The sequence below is a fragment of the Aeoliella mucimassa genome (assembly GCF_007748035.1).
Classification (GTDB): Bacteria; Planctomycetota; Planctomycetia; order Pirellulales; family Lacipirellulaceae; genus Aeoliella; species Aeoliella mucimassa.
The window spans coordinates 4,888,805-4,907,342 of record NZ_CP036278.1 but is presented as its reverse complement, the minus strand read 5'-3'; the positions used below and the strand labels follow the sequence as shown (position 1 = coordinate 4,907,342).

12 protein-coding genes and 1 tRNA gene are annotated in these 18,538 nt (G+C 58.2%); 9 read left to right on the top strand and 4 right to left on the bottom strand.

Annotation, left to right across the window (positions count from 1 at the left end; all coding sequences use genetic code 11):
• Positions 1-28: 28 nt before the first annotated feature.
• The 3 genes from Pan181_RS19215 (at position 29) to Pan181_RS19205 (ending at position 2,052) form a co-directional block, all read left to right on the top strand.
• A complete protein-coding gene (locus Pan181_RS19215) occupies positions 29-490 on the top strand; it encodes a DUF6717 family protein (RefSeq protein WP_197528518.1) in 462 nt (153 codons plus the stop codon).
• A 112-nt stretch (positions 491-602) separates the two neighbouring features.
• Positions 603-926: a hypothetical protein gene (locus tag Pan181_RS19210; protein WP_145249175.1), complete on the top strand. Its 324-nt coding sequence runs from the start codon at positions 603-605 to the stop codon at positions 924-926.
• 136 nt (positions 927-1,062) lie between these two features.
• Positions 1,063-2,052, top strand: coding sequence for an N-acetylmuramoyl-L-alanine amidase (locus Pan181_RS19205; RefSeq protein WP_197528517.1), 990 nt, complete (start codon positions 1,063-1,065; stop codon positions 2,050-2,052).
• A gap of 32 nt (positions 2,053-2,084) precedes the next feature.
• On the opposite strand, the gene Pan181_RS19200 is transcribed toward Pan181_RS19205, so the two are convergent.
• Positions 2,085-2,999, bottom strand: coding sequence for a ThuA domain-containing protein (locus Pan181_RS19200; protein WP_145249171.1), 915 nt, complete (start codon positions 2,997-2,999; stop codon positions 2,085-2,087).
• A 143-nt stretch (positions 3,000-3,142) separates the two neighbouring features.
• Here Pan181_RS19200 and Pan181_RS19195 point away from each other — a divergent pair.
• A tRNA-Ser gene (locus Pan181_RS19195) sits at positions 3,143-3,231 on the top strand.
• A gap of 168 nt (positions 3,232-3,399) precedes the next feature.
• Here the strand turns inward: Pan181_RS19195 and Pan181_RS19190 are convergent.
• Entirely contained in the window at positions 3,400-6,732 is a 3,333-nt protein-coding gene (locus tag Pan181_RS19190) for a M60 family metallopeptidase (protein ID WP_145249169.1), read from the bottom strand.
• Between the two features lie 147 nt (positions 6,733-6,879).
• On the bottom strand, positions 6,880-7,938 hold the full coding sequence (locus Pan181_RS19185; RefSeq protein WP_197528516.1) for a helix-turn-helix domain-containing protein: 1,059 nt from the start codon (positions 7,936-7,938) through the stop codon (positions 6,880-6,882).
• A gap of 489 nt (positions 7,939-8,427) precedes the next feature.
• Here Pan181_RS19185 and Pan181_RS19180 point away from each other — a divergent pair, with 489 nt between their 5' ends.
• The 3 genes from Pan181_RS19180 (at position 8,428) to Pan181_RS19170 (ending at position 14,343) form a co-directional block, all read left to right on the top strand.
• Positions 8,428-12,483 carry a PEP-CTERM sorting domain-containing protein gene (locus Pan181_RS19180; protein ID WP_145252341.1) on the top strand — a complete coding sequence of 1,352 codons (4,056 nt, stop codon included), beginning with the start codon at positions 8,428-8,430 and terminating at the stop codon, positions 12,481-12,483.
• A gap of 158 nt (positions 12,484-12,641) precedes the next feature.
• Positions 12,642-13,691 (top strand): DUF1559 family PulG-like putative transporter, encoded by a 1,050-nt coding sequence (locus tag Pan181_RS19175; RefSeq protein WP_145249165.1) that lies wholly within the window; start codon positions 12,642-12,644, stop codon positions 13,689-13,691.
• The gene (locus tag Pan181_RS19170; protein ID WP_231943645.1) at positions 13,678-14,343 is read left to right on the top strand and encodes an EF-hand domain-containing protein; all 666 of its coding nucleotides are present in this window, start codon (positions 13,678-13,680) and stop codon (positions 14,341-14,343) included. Before Pan181_RS19175 ends, Pan181_RS19170 begins: the two co-directional genes overlap by 14 nt.
• A gap of 17 nt (positions 14,344-14,360) precedes the next feature.
• Here the strand turns inward: Pan181_RS19170 and tsaB are convergent, their stop codons facing one another.
• Positions 14,361-15,065 carry a tRNA (adenosine(37)-N6)-threonylcarbamoyltransferase complex dimerization subunit type 1 TsaB gene (gene tsaB, locus Pan181_RS19165; protein ID WP_145249161.1) on the bottom strand — a complete coding sequence of 235 codons (705 nt, stop codon included), beginning with the start codon at positions 15,063-15,065 and terminating at the stop codon, positions 14,361-14,363.
• 205 nt (positions 15,066-15,270) lie between these two features.
• On the opposite strand from tsaB, the gene Pan181_RS19160 reads away from it, so the two are divergent.
• A complete protein-coding gene (locus tag Pan181_RS19160) occupies positions 15,271-16,023 on the top strand; it encodes a metallophosphoesterase family protein (RefSeq protein ID WP_145252339.1) in 753 nt (250 codons plus the stop codon).
• Between the two features lie 193 nt (positions 16,024-16,216).
• Positions 16,217-18,538: a YidC/Oxa1 family insertase periplasmic-domain containing protein gene (locus tag Pan181_RS19155; RefSeq protein ID WP_145249159.1), complete on the top strand. Its 2,322-nt coding sequence runs from the start codon at positions 16,217-16,219 to the stop codon at positions 18,536-18,538.

Genomic DNA, 18,538 nt, shown 5'->3' with positions numbered 1-18,538 from the left:
TCTTTCGCGTGTGACCAGGGTAACCAGCATGGCCGACTCGAAGTTTCAGCTTAAGCGTGTGGTAGGAGCCATCACCATTGTGTTGGTCATCGGCACCATTGCCGGTTGGTGGTTCGAGTTGTTGCCCACAGGCAACCGGCGGATACCTCAGAATGCGATCATGGTGATCGCCCCTTACCGCTACAACGGGACTTGGGTGTTCGACGATAGTCGCGCGGGCCTGGTTCGCGAACCTTTCGTTGCTGGTGTGCCGGAGATGATCGACGCGCTCGTGGCCGACATCCCCGATGCAAACAAAGGGTTTCGCCTCACGTTTTCGGCCAAGCCGTTTCCCGACTACCAGAAGAAACTCACCTGGCTCCGCGGCGATATGGAAGGCAATTTCTACCGGTTGGACGATCCTCCGATGGAAGGATGGATCTGCCCGGCCATGTTCCACTACTACGATAAGGCCCCGCCTGAGCTGTACGTAAAAGCCGATCCGCTGTAACGATCGTTCTGTCGATTCCCAGCAGGACTCGGGCTTAAGGCGAAAAGGACAAAGCAACTGAATGCGTAATGTGTTGCTTCGCTATGATGGATATCACTAGGAGACAATCAGGATGAACGGAGAAAATGCTTATCAGTCGCCAGAAACTGCCAGTGTGCGGCCACCACGTCGGCGACATTTGCTGGTGCGGATCGGACTGGGATGCCTGTGGTTCCTCGTGATATGGTTTGTGTCGAATGCCATTATTGGTGGTTTCGTCGGTGCCATGGCGGGGGCAAACGTCGACTCTCCCGAGTTAGCCGCACAGGCCGGGTTTAATGCCTCGGTGGCTTTCTTCGATCAGTATCGGATGCCGGTCCTGGCGACTCAGATCTGCGGAACGATCTTGCTTGGGTGGTTCGGCATCCTGCCGGGCACTCGCGAAATGATCAAGTAAGTAGCTTCCGCTCGCGAAATGGCCCATTTTGCGGGTTGGCGACGATAGGTTTTGCCGGCGTCGGGTGGTTATAATGGCGGGCTCGGTGCTGAGCATCGCTACCTCCGAAAATCCCCCCTCCGCTATGAGAGTTTTCATGAGTTTCCTTCGTGCCTTGCTTTCTTCAAGTTTTGCATGCTTCGTACTCGCGACCACAACGCTGCATGCCCAGCAAGTGGGCGAGCAGATCGAACGCCAGGGCGACGAGATCGTCGTCTGTGGGCAGTTGTTTCATACCACAGCGCCGGTAAAGCTTTGGATGGATCCAGGCGGGTACGATGCGTATCGCATTGAGCGGCGGTTCGTTCCGTTCGAGAAATCAGATTGGGATACCACGCTGGCCGAGGCCAAGCTCGACTCGCCCAACCGCTATGGCATTCGCAAGGAGCCGCTCACGCCTGACGAACTCGAACAAGTCCGCGGCGGGGGATGGGATCTGCCGCTGCTGCAGAAAGTGGTCGACCAGTTCGTGATGCACTACGACGTGTGCGGCCGCAGCGAAACTTGCTTCAACGTGCTGCACGACCATCGCGGGTTGAGCGTGCACTTCATGGTCGACGTCGATGGCACCATCTACCAGACCCTCGACCTGAAGGAGCGGGCCTGGCACGCGACGATTTCGAACACGCGATCGATCGGGGTCGAAATCGCCCACATCGGTGCTTATCGCTCGGCCGATGCCGAACCGCTGAAAAAGTGGTATCAGGTCGGCGACGATGGCATCGCCCAGCTCAAGTTGCTCGAGCATACCAGCGATCCCAGCTTGAATAATCCTCTCGCCCGCCCAAAAATCGTCGAAGGCACCATCCAAGGCACCAAGCTCTATCAGTACGACTTCACCGAAGCCCAGTACGACTCGCTCATCAAGCTCACCGCAACGTTGTCGCGCGTGTTCCCCAAGATCAAGCTCAACTATCCCCGCGACGAAGAAGGCCAGTTGATTCCGCGGGTGTTGCCGAAGGAAGACTGGCAAGACTTCCAAGGCGTGCTCGGGCACTACCACATCCAGAAAAACAAGACCGATCCCGGCCCGGCCTTCGACTGGGAGAAGGTGATCGGCGGCGCGAAAGAGTTGGTCAAAGAGTAGGGCAGGGTAGGGGAGTCCTACACGACCGCGCGTTACTCAACCCTCGCATCGAGCAGAATCAGGTCGTTAAAGCGGTCGACGTTGTGGCCGCCGCTCCAGGCGATGCCGCGCATCAGCAGCAGGCGGAACATTGGGTCGTCGAACGTCCACATGTAGTGCCCTGGAATCGACACAAACACTCGGCCTTTGCCTGGCTGGTAGGTCCAGAACTGCGGGGTGTCTTCCCCCTCTTCGCGACTGGTACCGAGCAGGTCGATTTGCGTAGCATCGCCGCGGAGTCGCCAGTAGGTTTCGTCGCGCCACTCGACGCCGGCAAAGTTGCGGGCGACGGGATGATCGCTGGCCGGGGTAAAGTCGATATTCAGCTCGCCGTGCCGGTAGCCGACCGCCCCGGCCTTTGAGGCCAGCCCGATCCGCTTGGCAAACTGCTCCGGCTGCTCGTTGCCATTCACGGCCCAGTGGATGTAGACGAGTCCCCCGCCGTGGGCGAGGAACCGATCGATGAGTTCCGCGCGGGCGTCGTTCCAGTCTCCCTTTTGGTAGAACACGATCACGTCGGCCGCATCGGCTTCCTCGGGGGTTGGGAACAGCCAGGCGGTTGCCACCTCGGTACGTGGGGCCTTGGCCAGTAGCTTGCTCCACACCTTGAGCCAGGCAGGGTAGTCGTGTTCGCCGAGGTTATGATCCTTCGGGCCAGCGACCAGCAGCACCTTGAGCACCTCGTCCGACTTCGGCGTGGGGTCCTCCCCCTTCAGGGCCGCGTCGACATCGTCCATCGACCGGGCCGGCGGCGGAGTCATCCCCCCGTAATCCGGCATGTGAAACGAGGTCGGCTCGTCGGCCCCAGCGTATCGACCGGCAATACAGACCATTGCTAGCAGCACCGTCCCGCGAATCGTGGGGGAAAATCGACGCGAACCATTCTCCAGCAATCGGCACTTAACCATGAGAGACCTCGAAACCCGGGAAGAGAAGCAGCGGTGATTCCGTTATTATCGCTATTCTCAGGCCATATGGAACCATGGAAGTGGAGGTTTCCGAGAAGCGAACTTTCAAGCTACAATGGCGTGTCTATCGCCAATGTCATCACGGTCGGGTGGCAGAGTCTGGTTGATTGCACCGGTCTTGAAAACCGGCGTGCTCGAAAGAGTACCGGGGGTTCGAATCCCTCCCCGACCGCTTGCTTGCCCCCCTGGGCGAAGATCTTGTTTTCACCCTCCGCGAGCGGAGGGTCGGCCTCTCAGGGCCGGGGAGGTGCTTAGGCTTTGCGGGAGAGATTGTGTTTTCCCTTACGCGGGGGCGTTTACAAGCTGGCTCGACCGGGCAGCGGTGTGTGCCTCGCGGGGCTCATCGCCGCAGGGTTCGCAGCGTCTCTGCCAGGCTGCTGACCGCGGTATCGAGTTCGCCTGGTAGGAGGTCGCCGAACGCGCGGTCGAGGCTCGTTGCTCCGGTCGCTCGCTGTTCTGCTTGTACGCGTGTCGATGCAAACGTTGCTTGCGAGCGGGCGGTCTGCTGGATCGGTTCCAGCAACGGAGCGGGGGTAGCTGCGGAGCCAGTTGCCGACTGTCTTGGTCGTGCATCGAAGTTGCGGAGCGAGCTGCCGGATGGTGCGTTGCTATTGTCGATGTTGGCTACTGCCAGTGGTGCCGATGAATCGCCCGCGTTGTCGGCTTCGACCGAAACCTCGCCCGGCCCGACGGACGAAGCCGAGTCGCTAGCCGTGGCAGTTTGTGGCCCGGCGAGCAACGCGGCCAACGACGGTGGCTCGGCGTTGTAGTAGTCGTTCCACGCTTGTCGCAGCAATGCCCAGTCGGCAAAGTCGGTGGTTCCGTTGAGGTTCAGGTCGCCATGCATCAACTTCTCCGCATCGCTCAGCCCGGTGGTATCGCTCCGCCAGCCATCGACGAACAGCTGCACGTCGTCCATATCGAGCAGATGGTCGCCGTTCAAATCGCCAGGGGTGGCGATCGTGATCGACACCGTAAACGCTTGCACGTTGCCTGCGTCGGATTGATAGGAGACCGTCAGCGTGTCGCTACCAAACCCAGTAGCCGGCTCGTAGGTGTAGGTACCGTTGCCGTTGTCGGTAAGCGTGCCATGCTCCGGCTGCGAGACACCGACGAACGTCGCCTGCCCGCTCATTTGTAGCCCTTGGTTCCCCGGCGAGAACTCAATGCTTTCGCCGGTGGTCAGGTCCCACGAGGTATCGAGCGTCGTAGCGAGTGGCATCCAGTCGGGCAGGTGCGATACGGCGTTCATAGCCGACTGGCTGACTTCGAGTCCCCAGGTATCGACCATGAACTCGGTCATGTCGTAGCCCACCTCGTTCGACCAACGGACCAACCATTGATCCTTTTCTTGCTGATTGGTCGTCGGAAGCAAGCTGGGGTTCGTCGCGTTGTCCTGCTCGTAGCCAGTGAACACTGCCGCGTAGGTTTCCCAGCCAAATCCATCGGCTAGTTGGAACCAGAACGACCAGCGGTCCGACTTGCTGGAGTAGCCTCCGCCGCCGCTTACGTCGCTAACTGCATGCTGCAGCACCTGCACCGGATCGGCCGACCACGACCAGCCGCCCGAAGGATTGTTGGCCAGTGTTTCGAGATTGTAGTTCGAGAAGATGTTGACTGACACTTCGCCATCGCCATCAAAGGTCCACCAACCTCGCTGATGGTTGTGCCCGAGTTCGTGGAAGTCGCCCCACGAGCCATTGGCTTGCAAATCGTTCCAATCAGCCAGGTTGCCCCAGTAAACGTCGTATGCCTGAATCGGGAAGCCCGAGTGCGCTGCACCGGCCGAGATTTGGACATCGACATTAATGATCTCGCGCCCGGTCCGTGGATCGAGTCGGCCGGCCAAGGCGTCCTGATCGACGATGACCTGCTGCCACCATTGCATGAGCTCGGTGGGACTAGTGAGCGCGGCGCTCTCACTCGATCGCTGCACCAGCATGATGTCGTCGGCCACAAACACCGCGTACGGGGCGGGCTGATCGCGAAGCGTGTTGATCCACTCTTCGTCGGTGGTTTCGCCAAGCACGAAGTAAGGTTGGCGAATCGCTCCCTCGATGGTGATCTCCAGCTCGCCGAGGTTCACCGGTGTTGAGTAAGCGTTGCCGCCGAGGTCGATGAAGATCGAGCCACCAAACGCATTGGCCACCTCGATGGTTGTGGAGTCGATCGCGAACGAACGATGCACCACCGGCAACCGCTCCCAGCTCGAACGCTGCGCAATGTTATCGGTGTGGGCGTTTACGCGGATCGTAAAGCCTTGGCCGACGAGTGCCTGAGGAACCGTGATGGTCACCAAGTCGCCAGGAGCCGCGTAGAGTCCAGTCGCTTGCCAGCGGGTGGTGCTGGTATCGATGGTCACCGTATCGGTCACACGGGGAGCATCGTCGGGAATCTCGCCATAGAGTATTTCGGCCGTGGGATGAGCCACCACTTCATCGGGCGGAGTGTTCTGCAGCAGGTTGGCCTCGTAAAGTAGCACCGCTTGGTCGAGCGAGTCGCTCACTGGCGAACTCGGCGTAGCTTGCACGGTGGAGAGCCGCGAGGCAAACGCTTCGGTAATGGCGATCGCCAGCGGATGATCCTCTGGCAGCACATCGAGCGCCAGCTGCAACGCCATACCCGCTTCGTCTTTCTGCGCGGTGGTTGCCGATGCCCCTTGCCAGTAGGCTTCGACAAACTCGAGCGCCTGCGTGGCGTTGCTTAGTTCTGTAGGTAGGTTATCGGCATCAGTCGTACCGTTGCGGAAGCCAGTGCTCCAGGCAAGTCCCGCTTTGCGAAGCACCTGGTTGCCGTCGAGTTCGACGATGTCGCTACCGAGGGATTGGTATCCCCAGCCAGTGCCGCCGGTGATGAGTCCCCCGCCGCTGGTAACGAAGTCTTCGACCGCGGCCATCTTGGCGGACGATACCGATCGGCCAAGCTCGGCAATCAGCACGTCGGCTCCAGCGAGCAGCTGTTCCCAATTGTTCGACTGCGTCACGTTGGTGTAGCCCTGCGACTGCAACCAGTTGCGGGTGGCGGTGGTCGCGGTGACGATTACCTGATTCTTACCCGCGATGCCGGAACTCCAGGCAATACTGTTTTCGAACAGCGTGCCGGTGTCGAGTTGATCGCCGACCTGCCCCATGTTGCTGACGTAACCGTTGTGGCTGAACGCGACAATCTTGCCCGAGTCCCAGTAGGCGGCCGCGACCATCGCGCGATAGTCGCCATCGTGCATCACGGAGAACGCCCCCTCTCCGGCCGAGGCGTCCGGAGGATCGAACACGGCGATCGTGCCAGGCGCGCCGACCACTGCGATATTCGACACCCCGTTGAGCAGCTCGTTGCGAGCCGCGGCCGCAGTGGCGGGCGACACTAGCGCGGCCACTTCTGGCACCGTGGCCCCCAGATGGTCGCGGGCGATAGTGTAGTCGCCCAGATTCACGACGCCATCGAAGTTTCCGTCGGCCGCCAGTAGCTCGTTATTGGCAACATTGCCATACTGAGCTTTCCAGACCTCGAGGTCTGCTATCTCGACCACTCCATTCAAGTCGTAGTCGCCCATGCCGATGGCCATCGCAGCGGCCGCATCATCGGGGGCGATCGAGAGCATTTGGCGCTCTTCGAGTGGTTCGAGTCTCAAATCGCGAGAACCGACGCCAAGCGTACGTCGAATCCGTGGTGCCATGGTGCTGTTCCTGAAAGAGATCGTTGTTGGCCCATCGGCCGAACAGGGGAACTATTACCATAACCCAGGGCGGCAAATCGCAGTAGGTATATTTGTAAACCTGGCGACGCAATCCAGCAGCCTGAGAGTTATCGCCAATCTGCCATGCTACGACGACAGTTTGCGGTAATCGCTCGGCGACACGCCTTGCGCTTTGCGGAACACGCGATAGAAGTGAACGTAATCGTCGTACCCGCACAGGCCCGCGATCACACCCGGCGAGATGTCGGTTTGGGTGAGCAGCCAGCGGGCTTCCTCCATCCGCCGCTCGAGGATGGCTTTTGCGGGCGTTTTGCCGGTGCTGGCGACGAAATGCTTGTGGAACGTCACCCGCGAGACCTTTTGCGTGTGATCGATCACGTCCTGCACGGTGACCGGATTGCAGGCGTGAGTATGGATAAACCGCAAGGCCTCGTCGACATTGCACTCGTCCGATTGCTCCGAGCCAGTGGAACCTCGCTGAATGGTAATGAACCCACCAACTAACACCACCTCGTTGTACACCGTGTTGTTCTCAGCCATTTCGAGTGCCATTTCGGCTGCCCGTGCGCCAACCTTCTCGCCGCGTGCACGCAGGCTAGTGACCGTGGGCCGAGTGGAGGTAGACACTTCGAATCCGTCGCAACCGACGATCTGCACTTCTTCCGGCACTTGGATACCGAGCAATTCGCACGCCCGGGCGATGTAGCAGCCGGTCATATGATTCTGCGAAAACAGCCCCACTGGTTTACGGACTCGCTTGAGCCAGTCGGCGAACTCCGGGTCGACCGTTTCCATGAGGTGCAGGTCTTTGAGCGAATCGGGCTCCTTGAGCCAGTAGCTTTTGTAGGGAAGGTTGTGCTTCAGCGCAAATTGCTTGTATCGGTGCTGAGTGCTGAAGGGGCCCCGGACTTCGCCCATCGCTACCTGGCAGATATGGTCAATGTGGTTGTCGTGGAATATTCGGGTAACCGAAGTGTAGAACTCTTCCGCGTCGCCCAAAACCACTGCCATCTTCTCGCTTGGCTGGGAGCGACTGGCATTCACGACAGGGATGTCCGAATCGAGAATCGGTTTCAGCAAGCCTATTTGTTCCGAAGCAACAAAGCTCACCACAGCCAGGGGACACCAACTCAATAGCGCTTGGAATGCTTGCGGATCGCGCAGTGAGAAGTCGCGAACAAACATTCCATTCTTCGGTGTTCCGAAGTGACACACACCGACTGCGAGCTTCCTCATGTAGTCGTTGAGCTCGTCAGAAGCAAAAGCCAAGCGTTTAAGTTGGGGTTCTAGCCTTTTCCGCATACGACGCACCTGTAGGCGCTTGGGTTTGGTGAAATTTTGGCTTAATTGAAAAAAAGATTGTTACTTTACAAATATACATACTGCCGGAGGGAGTGATCAATTAAGTTCAGTACTTGGACAAACTATCGGCGGTTCATTGATGAAAGCCGTGTGTTTGCTTATGGAGTTAAATGACTTGCACTTTTGAGATTTCTTTTGCTGTTTTGCCTGTCGGCCGTCAACGATTCGACCTCATTGAACGGCCTGAAGCTTCTCTCGCCCGGGGGAAAAGGTTGCCTTTGGCAACTTCGGGGAGTGGAGGCTAGTAGTACACCATTAAGTTTGCACCAGTGCGCTAAAGTATTTCCGCGTATCTTCAGGAGTTTGATAGCGATGACGTTCCCTGCCCGATCGTATCTATGGCTGGCCCTCATAGTTGGCGCGGCCTGCTGCTGTGTAAAAACCGAAGCCCAGATTATTTCTTTCAATTTCAGCGAAAACAACGGCAACCAAATCTTCAACGGCGGCGAGTTGATCGGTCCTCTAGATACCGATAGTGCCAACTGGAATGGATCCACGGCAAGCGCTTCGGGAAGCATGAGCAACCTGATCGACGATTCCGGAATCGATACCGGTGCTTCGATTACCTGGAGTTCTTCGAATGTCTGGTACAACGGCGACGGTACCGGCACCGACGAAGCCAAGCTATCGGTCGGTTATCTCGACGATGGTGGCTCGGGCATTTCGGTCAGTGTCTCCGGTATTCCTTATGCCAGCTACCGCGTTTACGGTTTGCTGGCTTCTGATCAAGGCGATGAATACGACACGCTCGACTTCACCGTGAACGGAGCTTCGGTGTTTGGTGCAGCAACGGCCCCTGCCTACGGTGGCATCAACGCTACCAGTGCTGCGACGGGCGACTCCTGGGCGCTAGCCGACGGAACTAACCGTGGAAATTACTGGACCATCAATTCCTCGGGAAGTTCGCTGTCGATTCAAGGCAACCCTCGCAACGGTTCGCAGCGCGGTTCGATCACCGGTTTGATCATCGAAGAGATCGACGACATCATCTACGACGTTGCGCTACGTTTGAGTGTCGATCGCGACACCGGCGACGTGATGCTCAGCAACAACACCGGTTCGACGGTGGAATTTGCCGGTCTTGGTCTGCTATCAGGCAATGGTGCGTGGAATCCCGAAGCATGGACTTCGATTACCGATACCTACGACTCGGATGGCACCATCGGAAGCGATGATAGCTGGATGGAAATCGTTGATTCGCAGGAAGAATTGAGCGAAGCGACTCTATCGACTGGCACCATCGCCCAAGGGCAGTCGATTTCGCTCGGCTCCGCACTCTGGCGCCAGTTCCCCTCGGAAGCGGATTTGTCGTTTGAGTATCTGGTTGCTGGTGATGCCGATGCCACGAAGGGTATCATGGAAGTCGTTGACAGCGATTCGAGCAACGGTAGCACCACCTACGAGTATGGCGACTACAACTTCGACGGCGTGATCGACGCCCTCGACTGGCCGACCCAACGCGACGGCTATAAGAGCGATTTGACTGGCTTGTCGGTGGCTGAAGCTTACTATCAAGGCGACTTCGACGGCGATGGCGACAACGACATCGACGACCTGCTGGCCTTTAAGGAAGTGTTCATCGCGAACAACTCGGCCGCTGCGTTTGCCGCATTGCCGCAAGCCAACTCGGTGCCCGAGCCCACTACGTTGGCCCTGTTTGGCTTGGTATTAGCTGGTTTTTGCTGTGGTCGAAAAATGCGTCGCGGGTTGGCCTTGGTCGCTTGCGTGCTGACCGTTTTCACCTTGTCTGCCAACGTGGCCACCGCTCAATCGGCAATCAGCATCAACTTCATCGGCAACGGCGTTGCCGTCGACGGTCCTGCCGGACAGGTCAATTCGACGAACTGGAATAACTTCTCAGGCAATCTCGGTTCCAGCACCTTGGTCGATCAAAATGGCATTAGCACCGGTGCTGGCGTTTCATGGCACTCGGCTACCACTTGGTCGGCTGGTCCCGAAGATACCGAAGAAGCGAAGCTGTTGCGTGGTTTTCTCGACGATAACGGGGCGACTGGCATGAACGTCGAGATCGCCGACATTCCCGCTGCAACTTACGATGTCACCGTGTACTTCAACACCGACTCTGGTGATGGAACCGTTGGTCTGTTCGATATGGACATTAATGGCACCAACTACACGACCAGTGGAGCATTTGCCATTAGCTCTGGCATGATCGACTCTGGTAACTCAATTACCGCCAGTGGTTTGTCTGGTTTGCTTACGCTAAGTTCTCCGGCTCGTACAAATCCTGGTATCAGCAATATTGCTGGTATCGAAATCACCGCTTCGAGTTTCCTTAGCGAAGCGGAAACCGCTCTTACGCTCGAAATCGATCCCACGAGCGGACTGGCCCAAATCGTGAACGATACGACCATCGCTGCTGCAGTGCCGATGGAGTACTACGAGATTTCTTCGTCCAACAACAGCCTAAACGAGGCTGGTTGGAGCCCACTCGACGCAGGGCCTGGCGATGCCGATGGTTGGGAAGTGCTCGGTGGCGCTAGCAATGGCTTCCTGTCAGAATTCCACCTGACTGGCAGCCAGTCGCTCGAAGCAGGCCAAAGCATGTTCCTCGGTGCCGCCTATCAGGCGGGTGCTGGCGAGCAGCCCGTTGAGTTCTTGTACCGCAATGCAGTTTCGGGACTCATGCGAACCGGTAATGTGGAGTTCACTACCGTGGTCGCACCGAGCCTCGATGGCGACTTCAACGGCGACGGCATCGTGAATCTCGGCGACTACACCGTGTGGCGCGATAACCTTGGCTCGCCCGAAGGCGATCTGCTGTCGGGCAACGGCAACGGTTCGGGTACCGTCGATAGCGATGACTACGATCTTTGGAAGGCCAACTTTGGGAACGTCTCTGGAGGCGCTAGTGGCAGCTTAGCTGCCTCCAGCGTCGTTCCTGAGCCTTCTTCGATGTTAATGCTAACCGTGCTCGGCACGATCGCCTTGGTGGTTGGCGCACAACGTAAGGGAGTATTGAACGCGATGTTTTCAAGCGTAGCCTCAAAGGGAACTGCCGCTGCTCTGTTGATTGCGGTTGCGATCTGCAGTCAGGCATCGGCTCAGGTAGCCAATGTCACGGTCGATCGTTGGTATCAGTTAGGCGACGACGAAACCGCTACGGAGAACACCACCATTGGTTCGGAGAGCGACGGCTATACCTACGATTCGCAAGGTCCGAGCGGTGCCTACATCGATCTGCAAGTCATTGGCAATCCAACCTACGTGAGCATGGGCGCTTCGGGGTTGAATCGTCCCGGTGCTGGCAACACGCTGGGCGCTCAGTTCGATGGCGATGGCGATGTGCTCTACACGAACCTGCCATTGAATCGTCCCGATGTCTTGGCCGGTCCTACCGAGCTTGGTGAACAAGGCAACGCTCCCAATCTGCCGTTGATCGATCCCAATGGAGAGGATCCTTACCCCTTTAATTATGACGGCATTTCTGCTCGTGGTCTGCAGATGTGGGTTTATCCCGAAGCAGGCTCGAAACTTGGCACCGAACGTCAAGTGGTTCTGATGGACACGATGACCGCCGGTGGTGTTGCCATTACTGCCGATGGCAAGTGGACTCAGATCAACTCGTACCACGTGAATGATACCGACATCGAAGCCACGGTCGACGTGGTGGGCGACACCTGGTACCACGTGATGCACCACATCTATACCGCCGGCGACGATTTCGCTCCCGAAATTGATGGTGGCAAAGACTTCAACGAGTTCATGTCGGTAGTCTACGTCGACGGAATCGCGGTTTCGGCCAACGCCGATACTCAGCCACCCGAAGCGTTTATCTCGGGAGGTACTCGGGTTGGGCAGCTCACCATCGGTGCCGCCGAACTCGAAGGCGATGGTTTCGGCGCGGTACATGGTGAGTACTTCGAAGGGGCGGTCGACGAAATCGAGATGTACGTCTATGGCGACAACACCGGCGTCACTACCTCGCCTGCTGGCAAGAACTACGGCACATTCAACCTGTTTGAAGATAACGCCTGGATTGCTGCAGAGCTCGATTCGCTACTCGGTGGATCCGACCTGATTCCCGGCGACTCGAACTTCGACGGCGTGATCGACGACATCGACGTCAACGCGGTCGTTTCGAACTGGCGTTCGGTCAATCAGTTCCAAGGTGCCCACAACACCGTGACCGCGGGCGACTTTGGCACTTGGCAAAATGGCGACTTCAACTTGGACGGTATGGTCGACTTTAGCGACTGGAGTATCCTGTGGGCCAATCACCCCGATCCAGGTTCGTTGAATCTCGGCGAGTTGCTTGCTGGTCAAGCGGTTCCCGAACCGACCTCGCTCGTGATGTTGTTGCTGGCTGCGACCTGTGGTCTGGCTTGGAAAATGCGGAAGAATTAAAGCGAAATTGACTCATCTTACCGACTCGCAATGGCACGAATCGCGGCATCTTCCGATCTAAATGATTGACAGAAGATGCCCGATTCGAGCTATAACTACATTTCACAGTTTCTCGGAAAGCTGTCGACCACCCATTCTCTTGGTGCAGGAGTGCTGGAATGAAGACAAAACGGAATGCCGCCTTTACGTTGGTTGAACTGCTGGTGGTGATCGCCATTATCGGCATCTTGGTAGCCCTGTTGTTACCCGCTGTGCAAGCAGCTCGCGAAGCGGCTCGACGCGAAAGCTGTCGCAACAATCTAAAGCAACTCGCTTTGGGTGCGATGAATCACCAATCCACCATGAAGTTCTATCCCTCTGGTGGATGGGACTACTTCTGGGTCGGTGACGCTGATCGCGGCTACGGCGAAAAACAACCTGGTGGGTGGATTTACTCGCTGCTCCCCTTCATTGAAGAGACCGCTCTGCACGATCTGGCCTCGGATGGAGATCCTGAGAACATCACTGCACAGCAGAAAATTGGGGCAACCCAGGTGGTGCAGCAGCCGGTCGATATGATCCGCTGTCCCTCGCGTCGGGTCACGTCGTTGATGCCGAAGCCGTGGGATGGAGACTTCATTGCCTACAATGCTCAGAACGTATCCGGAGGCGGACTGGTTGGTCGCAGCGACTACGCGGCCAACACCGGCGATCAGTTGCACAACCAATATGGTAATCAGCCATCGACGATTGCAGCGGCAGCCAATTTTGATTGGTGCAACAGCAAGACCGGCAAGAAGACCTCCAGTTGTTTGGGAGTGGCCGAACTCAACGGCATCAGCTTCCGTCGCAGCGAAGTGGATATTCGTCACATCACCGATGGTACGTCCAAGACTTTCCTCTACGGCGAAAAGTACCTGAATCCAGCCAACTACATCACTGGCAACGATGGTGGTGACAACGAAACTTGGTGCACTGGCTACAACAACGACAACTACCGCAACGGCTACAATGCTCCACAGCAAGACACCGAAGGGGTACCAGACGACACCCGTTTCGGGAGCTCACATCCGTCAGTTTTCATGATGGCCTACTGCGACGGTAGCGTGGATGCCATCGAATACGACATCGACAGCTACGCGTTCCGTGGTGCTTGCAATCGTAAGGATGGTGCCGTGGATCACGAGCAGTATTACAATCCCCAACGCGACAGTGGTGGCCGCCGGTAACGCTGGCTGGTTGATCAATTCGGTTCGCGGCGATGATGCATTGAAGGAGAGTGCGTTGAAGGTTCAGGCTGCGTGTGTAGGGTTGCTGCTGGTAGTCACCGGTTGCGGCGGGATGAATAACGACGACTGGCGAAGCAAGTCGGTAAACGTTTCGTCGGCCGCAAGTAGTGCGTTCGAGAAGCTCGACACCAACGGCGATGGTCAGCTCGATAGTTCCGAGCTCGAGAGCTGCCCCGCGTTGCGCGACAGCCTGCAACTGTACGACTCCAGCGGCGATGGCAACATTGCCAAGGACGAACTCGAGAGTCGTCTGAGCACGCTGTTTGCCAGCGATGCAACGCTGGCAAACATCACGTGCACGGTGCTCAGCAGCAACCGCCCGGTTGCCGGGGCGACTGTGAATTACGCGCCGGTCGAGTTCCTGGCCGACGTGCTCTCTCCCGCTCAAGGCACGACCGACTCCGCAGGCATCGCCCGGCTGACGTACGCCGACGCCGACCTGCCGAGCAGCTTGCAGGGACGCGACTTGATGCTCATCGGTCTCTACAACGTGACGATCACCGCAGGTGGGGAAACCAAGACCTGCGGGCACGAAGCGAACTCCAGCTCGCGCGAGGGGGTGAACCCCACGTTCGACCTCAAGAAGCTATAAGCCTTCGCGATATTCGGTTACCGCTTGGCTGCAAGGGCCTTTTCCTCGGCCGCGCTCAAGCGGTGGTAATGCGGCACCAGGGCGAACGGATCGACCCCGCCCTGGCGGTTGATGATTTGCCAGCCAAGCTGGCCGACCGTCGCCGCGTGAGGGGTGCAGTCGGCCTCTGGGGCCATCTCGGCTCCCTCTGGCAAACGTACCGCATAGCGGGCCGCCGCCGGCCCGATTACCACATCGCCCGGCTGAAGCTGCTCGAGCCAACGTTCGGCTGCCAGCAGCTGGGTGGGATCGCTCTCGCCCAGGGTTTGCCGCATGTCGGTCGTGTAGCAGGCAGCGAATAGATCGCCCCGCTGGGCGTCGACCACTCCCCACACCCGAGCTGCCTGGGCCGGCGCCTGCGCGGCCAGGGTGTCGAGCGTGTTGACTCCGGCCAACGTGGTTTCGCTGGCATAAGCTAAGGTTTTGGCCGCGGTCACGCCGATGCGGAGCCCAGTGAACGACCCCGGGCCGGTCACCACTGCGATGGCCCCGAGCTGGCTAGCATCCATGTTGTGGGATTTGAGCAGTTGGTGCATTGCAGGCACCAACGCCTGGGCGGTACGCTGATCGGCAGCGAGTGCAACTTGTTGCAGCAGCTGGCAATCGGCCGGTTGAGCCTCGAGCAAGGCTAAACTGGCTATTTTTCCGGAGGTTTCGATCGCAAGGATAATCGGTGGATTCATGTCGGCCCGCTTGACGCAAGTTCAATTGAGTCTTAGATTTGTGAGTTTCGGACAGGACTATCACCCAGTATCGTCGGCCAGGTGAGCGTTGGGTTGGGGCGAGTTGCCTCGATCCGTTATATTAGCAGTTCTGTTCGCGAGCGGGCGTTCGCAACCTGGCACACGCGTTTGACGCGTATTTAACTGACGCGAGGCACGATCGGTGTTGAAGCGGGCAATAATCAGCGATATTCACGGCAACGTCGAGGCACTCAAGGCTGTATTGGAGCACATCCGCAGTCAGGGAGTGACCGAAATTTTTTGTCTGGGCGATATTATCGGCTACGGACCCAATCCTTGTGAATGCTTGGATTTGGTGATCGACAATGCGGCGGTCACCATCTTGGGTAACCACGACCAAGGTGCTCTGTTTGATCCCGAGGGATTCAACAGCGGGGCCGAACGGGCGATCTTCTGGACTCGGGCGCAGCTGGAAAATGGCACCGGCAGTCGCGACGACACCGACCGTCGGTGGGATTTCCTCGGCGCACTCCCGCGGGTCCACCGCGATGGCAACTGGCTGTTCGTGCACGGTTCGGCTCGTAACCCCGTGAACGAGTATGTGTTCCCCGAAGATATCTACAACCAGAAGAAAATGGACAAGCTGTTCGGCCTGATCACGCTTGGCTGCTTCCAGGGACACACGCACGTGCCAGGTGTGTTTACCGAGAGCCGCAACTTCCTGTCGCCGGACGAGACAAACTACGTTTACAACGTGACCGATCAGAAATTCATGATCAATGTCGGTTCGGTCGGTCAGCCCCGCGATGGCGACAATCGCTCGTGCTACGTGGTGCAGGAAGAGCATCAGGTCACGTTCCACCGGGTGGATTACGATCGCGATGTAACCGCCAACAAGATTTACGACATTCCCGATTTGGACAATTTCCTCGGCGACCGCATTAAGCAAGGTCGCTAGCAGAAAGGTCCAAGATTCGTTGCCTTATGGCGAATAAGCGAATTCGTTCGCCTCGCTCGCTTTGCGTCGAAACTGCCCTGTCGCAGGACGACCTCGCCAACACCCCCCAATACGCCCGCCGTACGCCGGAAGGACTGGAACCGAAGTGGATAGGAGATACGTCAACTTTCTCATCACGGCTTGCGCCATACTTATGCTATGGACGCTCTTCAATCCTCCCAAGGTGGTGAAGCCCAAGCCCGATGCCGATGCAAATGCGGTTGCCGAAGCCGAGGGTGGCGACGCTGCAGGCGCTGAGGGCGACGATCCGGCATCCGGCGAAGAGCAAGGCGACCAGGCTCCGCCGGCCGAGCAAATCGTGGCTCCCGAGGTCGATTCCCCTCCGTTCGTCACGCTCGGATCGATCGATCCCGATAGCCCCTACCGCATGGCGGCGACGTTCGACACCCACGGGGCGACCATCCGCCGCATCCAGCTCGCGAGTCCCAAGTACCGCGATTTGCACGACCAGTCGGGGTTTCTCGGCCAGTTGGAACTCACTGATAGCCCCACCGGCGTGGTGATCCAATCGGTCACGCCCGGCAGCCCAGCCGCCCTGGCCGGCGTCGAGGCCGACGACGTGCTGACCTCCATCCAGCCGGCTGCCAACAGCAAGATGGTCGGCGGCGACATCAAAGAGGTCGCCGATTTCGCGCTTGCCATGGCGAAGTCGAAGCCAGGCGAAGAGGTCACCGTAACCGTTCAACGGGGCGGGGCCGCCAAGACGCTCACGGCCAAGCTGATTCGCCGGCCGCTCGAGTTGATCCGCCCTGAGCAAGAGAACATCTTCCTGCACAGCGATAAGCTGCCGCCGGAATTCGAGGCCCACCCGTCGCTCGAAATCACCATCAGCCGCATCGAACCGTACAACGGAACCGTGCAGGCGTTCGACAAGGCCAACGCCGAGCTCGTGACCGGCGTGTGGGCAGTCGACGATACCGTGGCCGACCAACTGACCTTCAGCAAGGTGCTGCCGGAACTCGGCATCGAAGTCGTGAAGCGGCTGAAGATCGCCAAGGACGTGAGCGAAGAACAAGCCACCGAAGATACCAACAACGAAATCACCTACCACTTTGAGTTCGATGTCGAGATTCGCAACCTGCTCTCCACTCCGCAGCAGGTGCAGTACGTGTTGCAGGGTCCTAACGGGCTGCCGATCGAAGGGTTCTGGTACGCCAGTAAGGTCGGCCGCGGATGGTCGGGCTACGGCATTCGCGACGTGCTGATGCGAACCTACGGCAGTGCCGAGAAAGACTTTGCGTGCCGCAATATCGCCAAAGGTAAGATCAACCCGTACGGCGATGGCGAGTCGCTCGCTTACATCGGTGTCGACGCGCAGTACTTTGCCGCGACCATGGTGCCGCTCAAGCAGGCGGTCGAAGAACGCTGGTACACGACGTTCACCCCGGTCATTGCAAGCACGAAAATCGACGACAAGAACAGCTACCAGCAAAAGTATCAGAACTCGAGCTTCAAACTCACCAGTCAGATGCTCGAGCTGGCCGCCAAGGACGAAGCGGGCTCGTCGAAAACGCATGCTTCGACCTTGTTCACCGGGCCGAAGCATCCCGACCTGCTGGCAGAGTACACGTTGCCGGCCGCGCCGCAGCAGTCGCTCGACGACTTCGTGTACTACGGCTACTCCGGCAACCTGGGCATTCCCCAGTTGATGGTCGGCATCCTGAACTTCTTCTACTCGTTCCTCGGCAACTACGGCCTGGCGATCTTTGGCCTGACCGTGCTCGCCCGCGGGTTGATGACTCCGCTCAGCCGCAAGCAAGCCAAGAACATGGCGATGATGCAGGAACTGCGCCCGGAGATCGATCGCATCAAGGAGCGTTATAAGGACGACACCCAAGCTCAGATGAAGGCACAGCAAGAGCTGTTTGCCAAGCATAATTACAATCCGATGGGCGGTTGCTTGTTGATGTTCATTCAACTGCCGATCTTCATCGGACTCTATCGGGCGCTGATGGTCGACGTCGACCTCCGCCAGGCGTCGCTGATTCCCGGACTACGTTGGTGCTCCAACTTGGCCGCTCCCGACATGCTGATCGACTGGTCGGGCATGCCGTGGCCGCAGTGGTTCCTCAACGGCGAAGGCATGTTCGCTCTTGGCCCTTATCTCAACATTCTGCCGCTGGTCACGGTGTCGTTGTTCTTGCTGCAGCAAAAGATGTTCATGCCCCCGGCGGCCGATGAGCAAGCCGAGATGATGCAGAAGGTCACCAAGTTCATGATGTTCTTCATGGGCTTCATGTTCTTCAAAGTGGCTGCTGGTTTGTGCTTGTACTTCATTGCCTCGAGCATCTGGGGTATCGCGGAGCGGAAGATGATTCCCCGCCCCGAACCACCGAAGACCAACGTGCCCAAGACGTCGGTTTCGAACAAGCCGAAGAACTCCGATCGCGATTCGACGGCCAACAAGAAACTGGCGACCAGCAAGGCCAACAAAGGCGGCAAGAAGAAGCGGTAG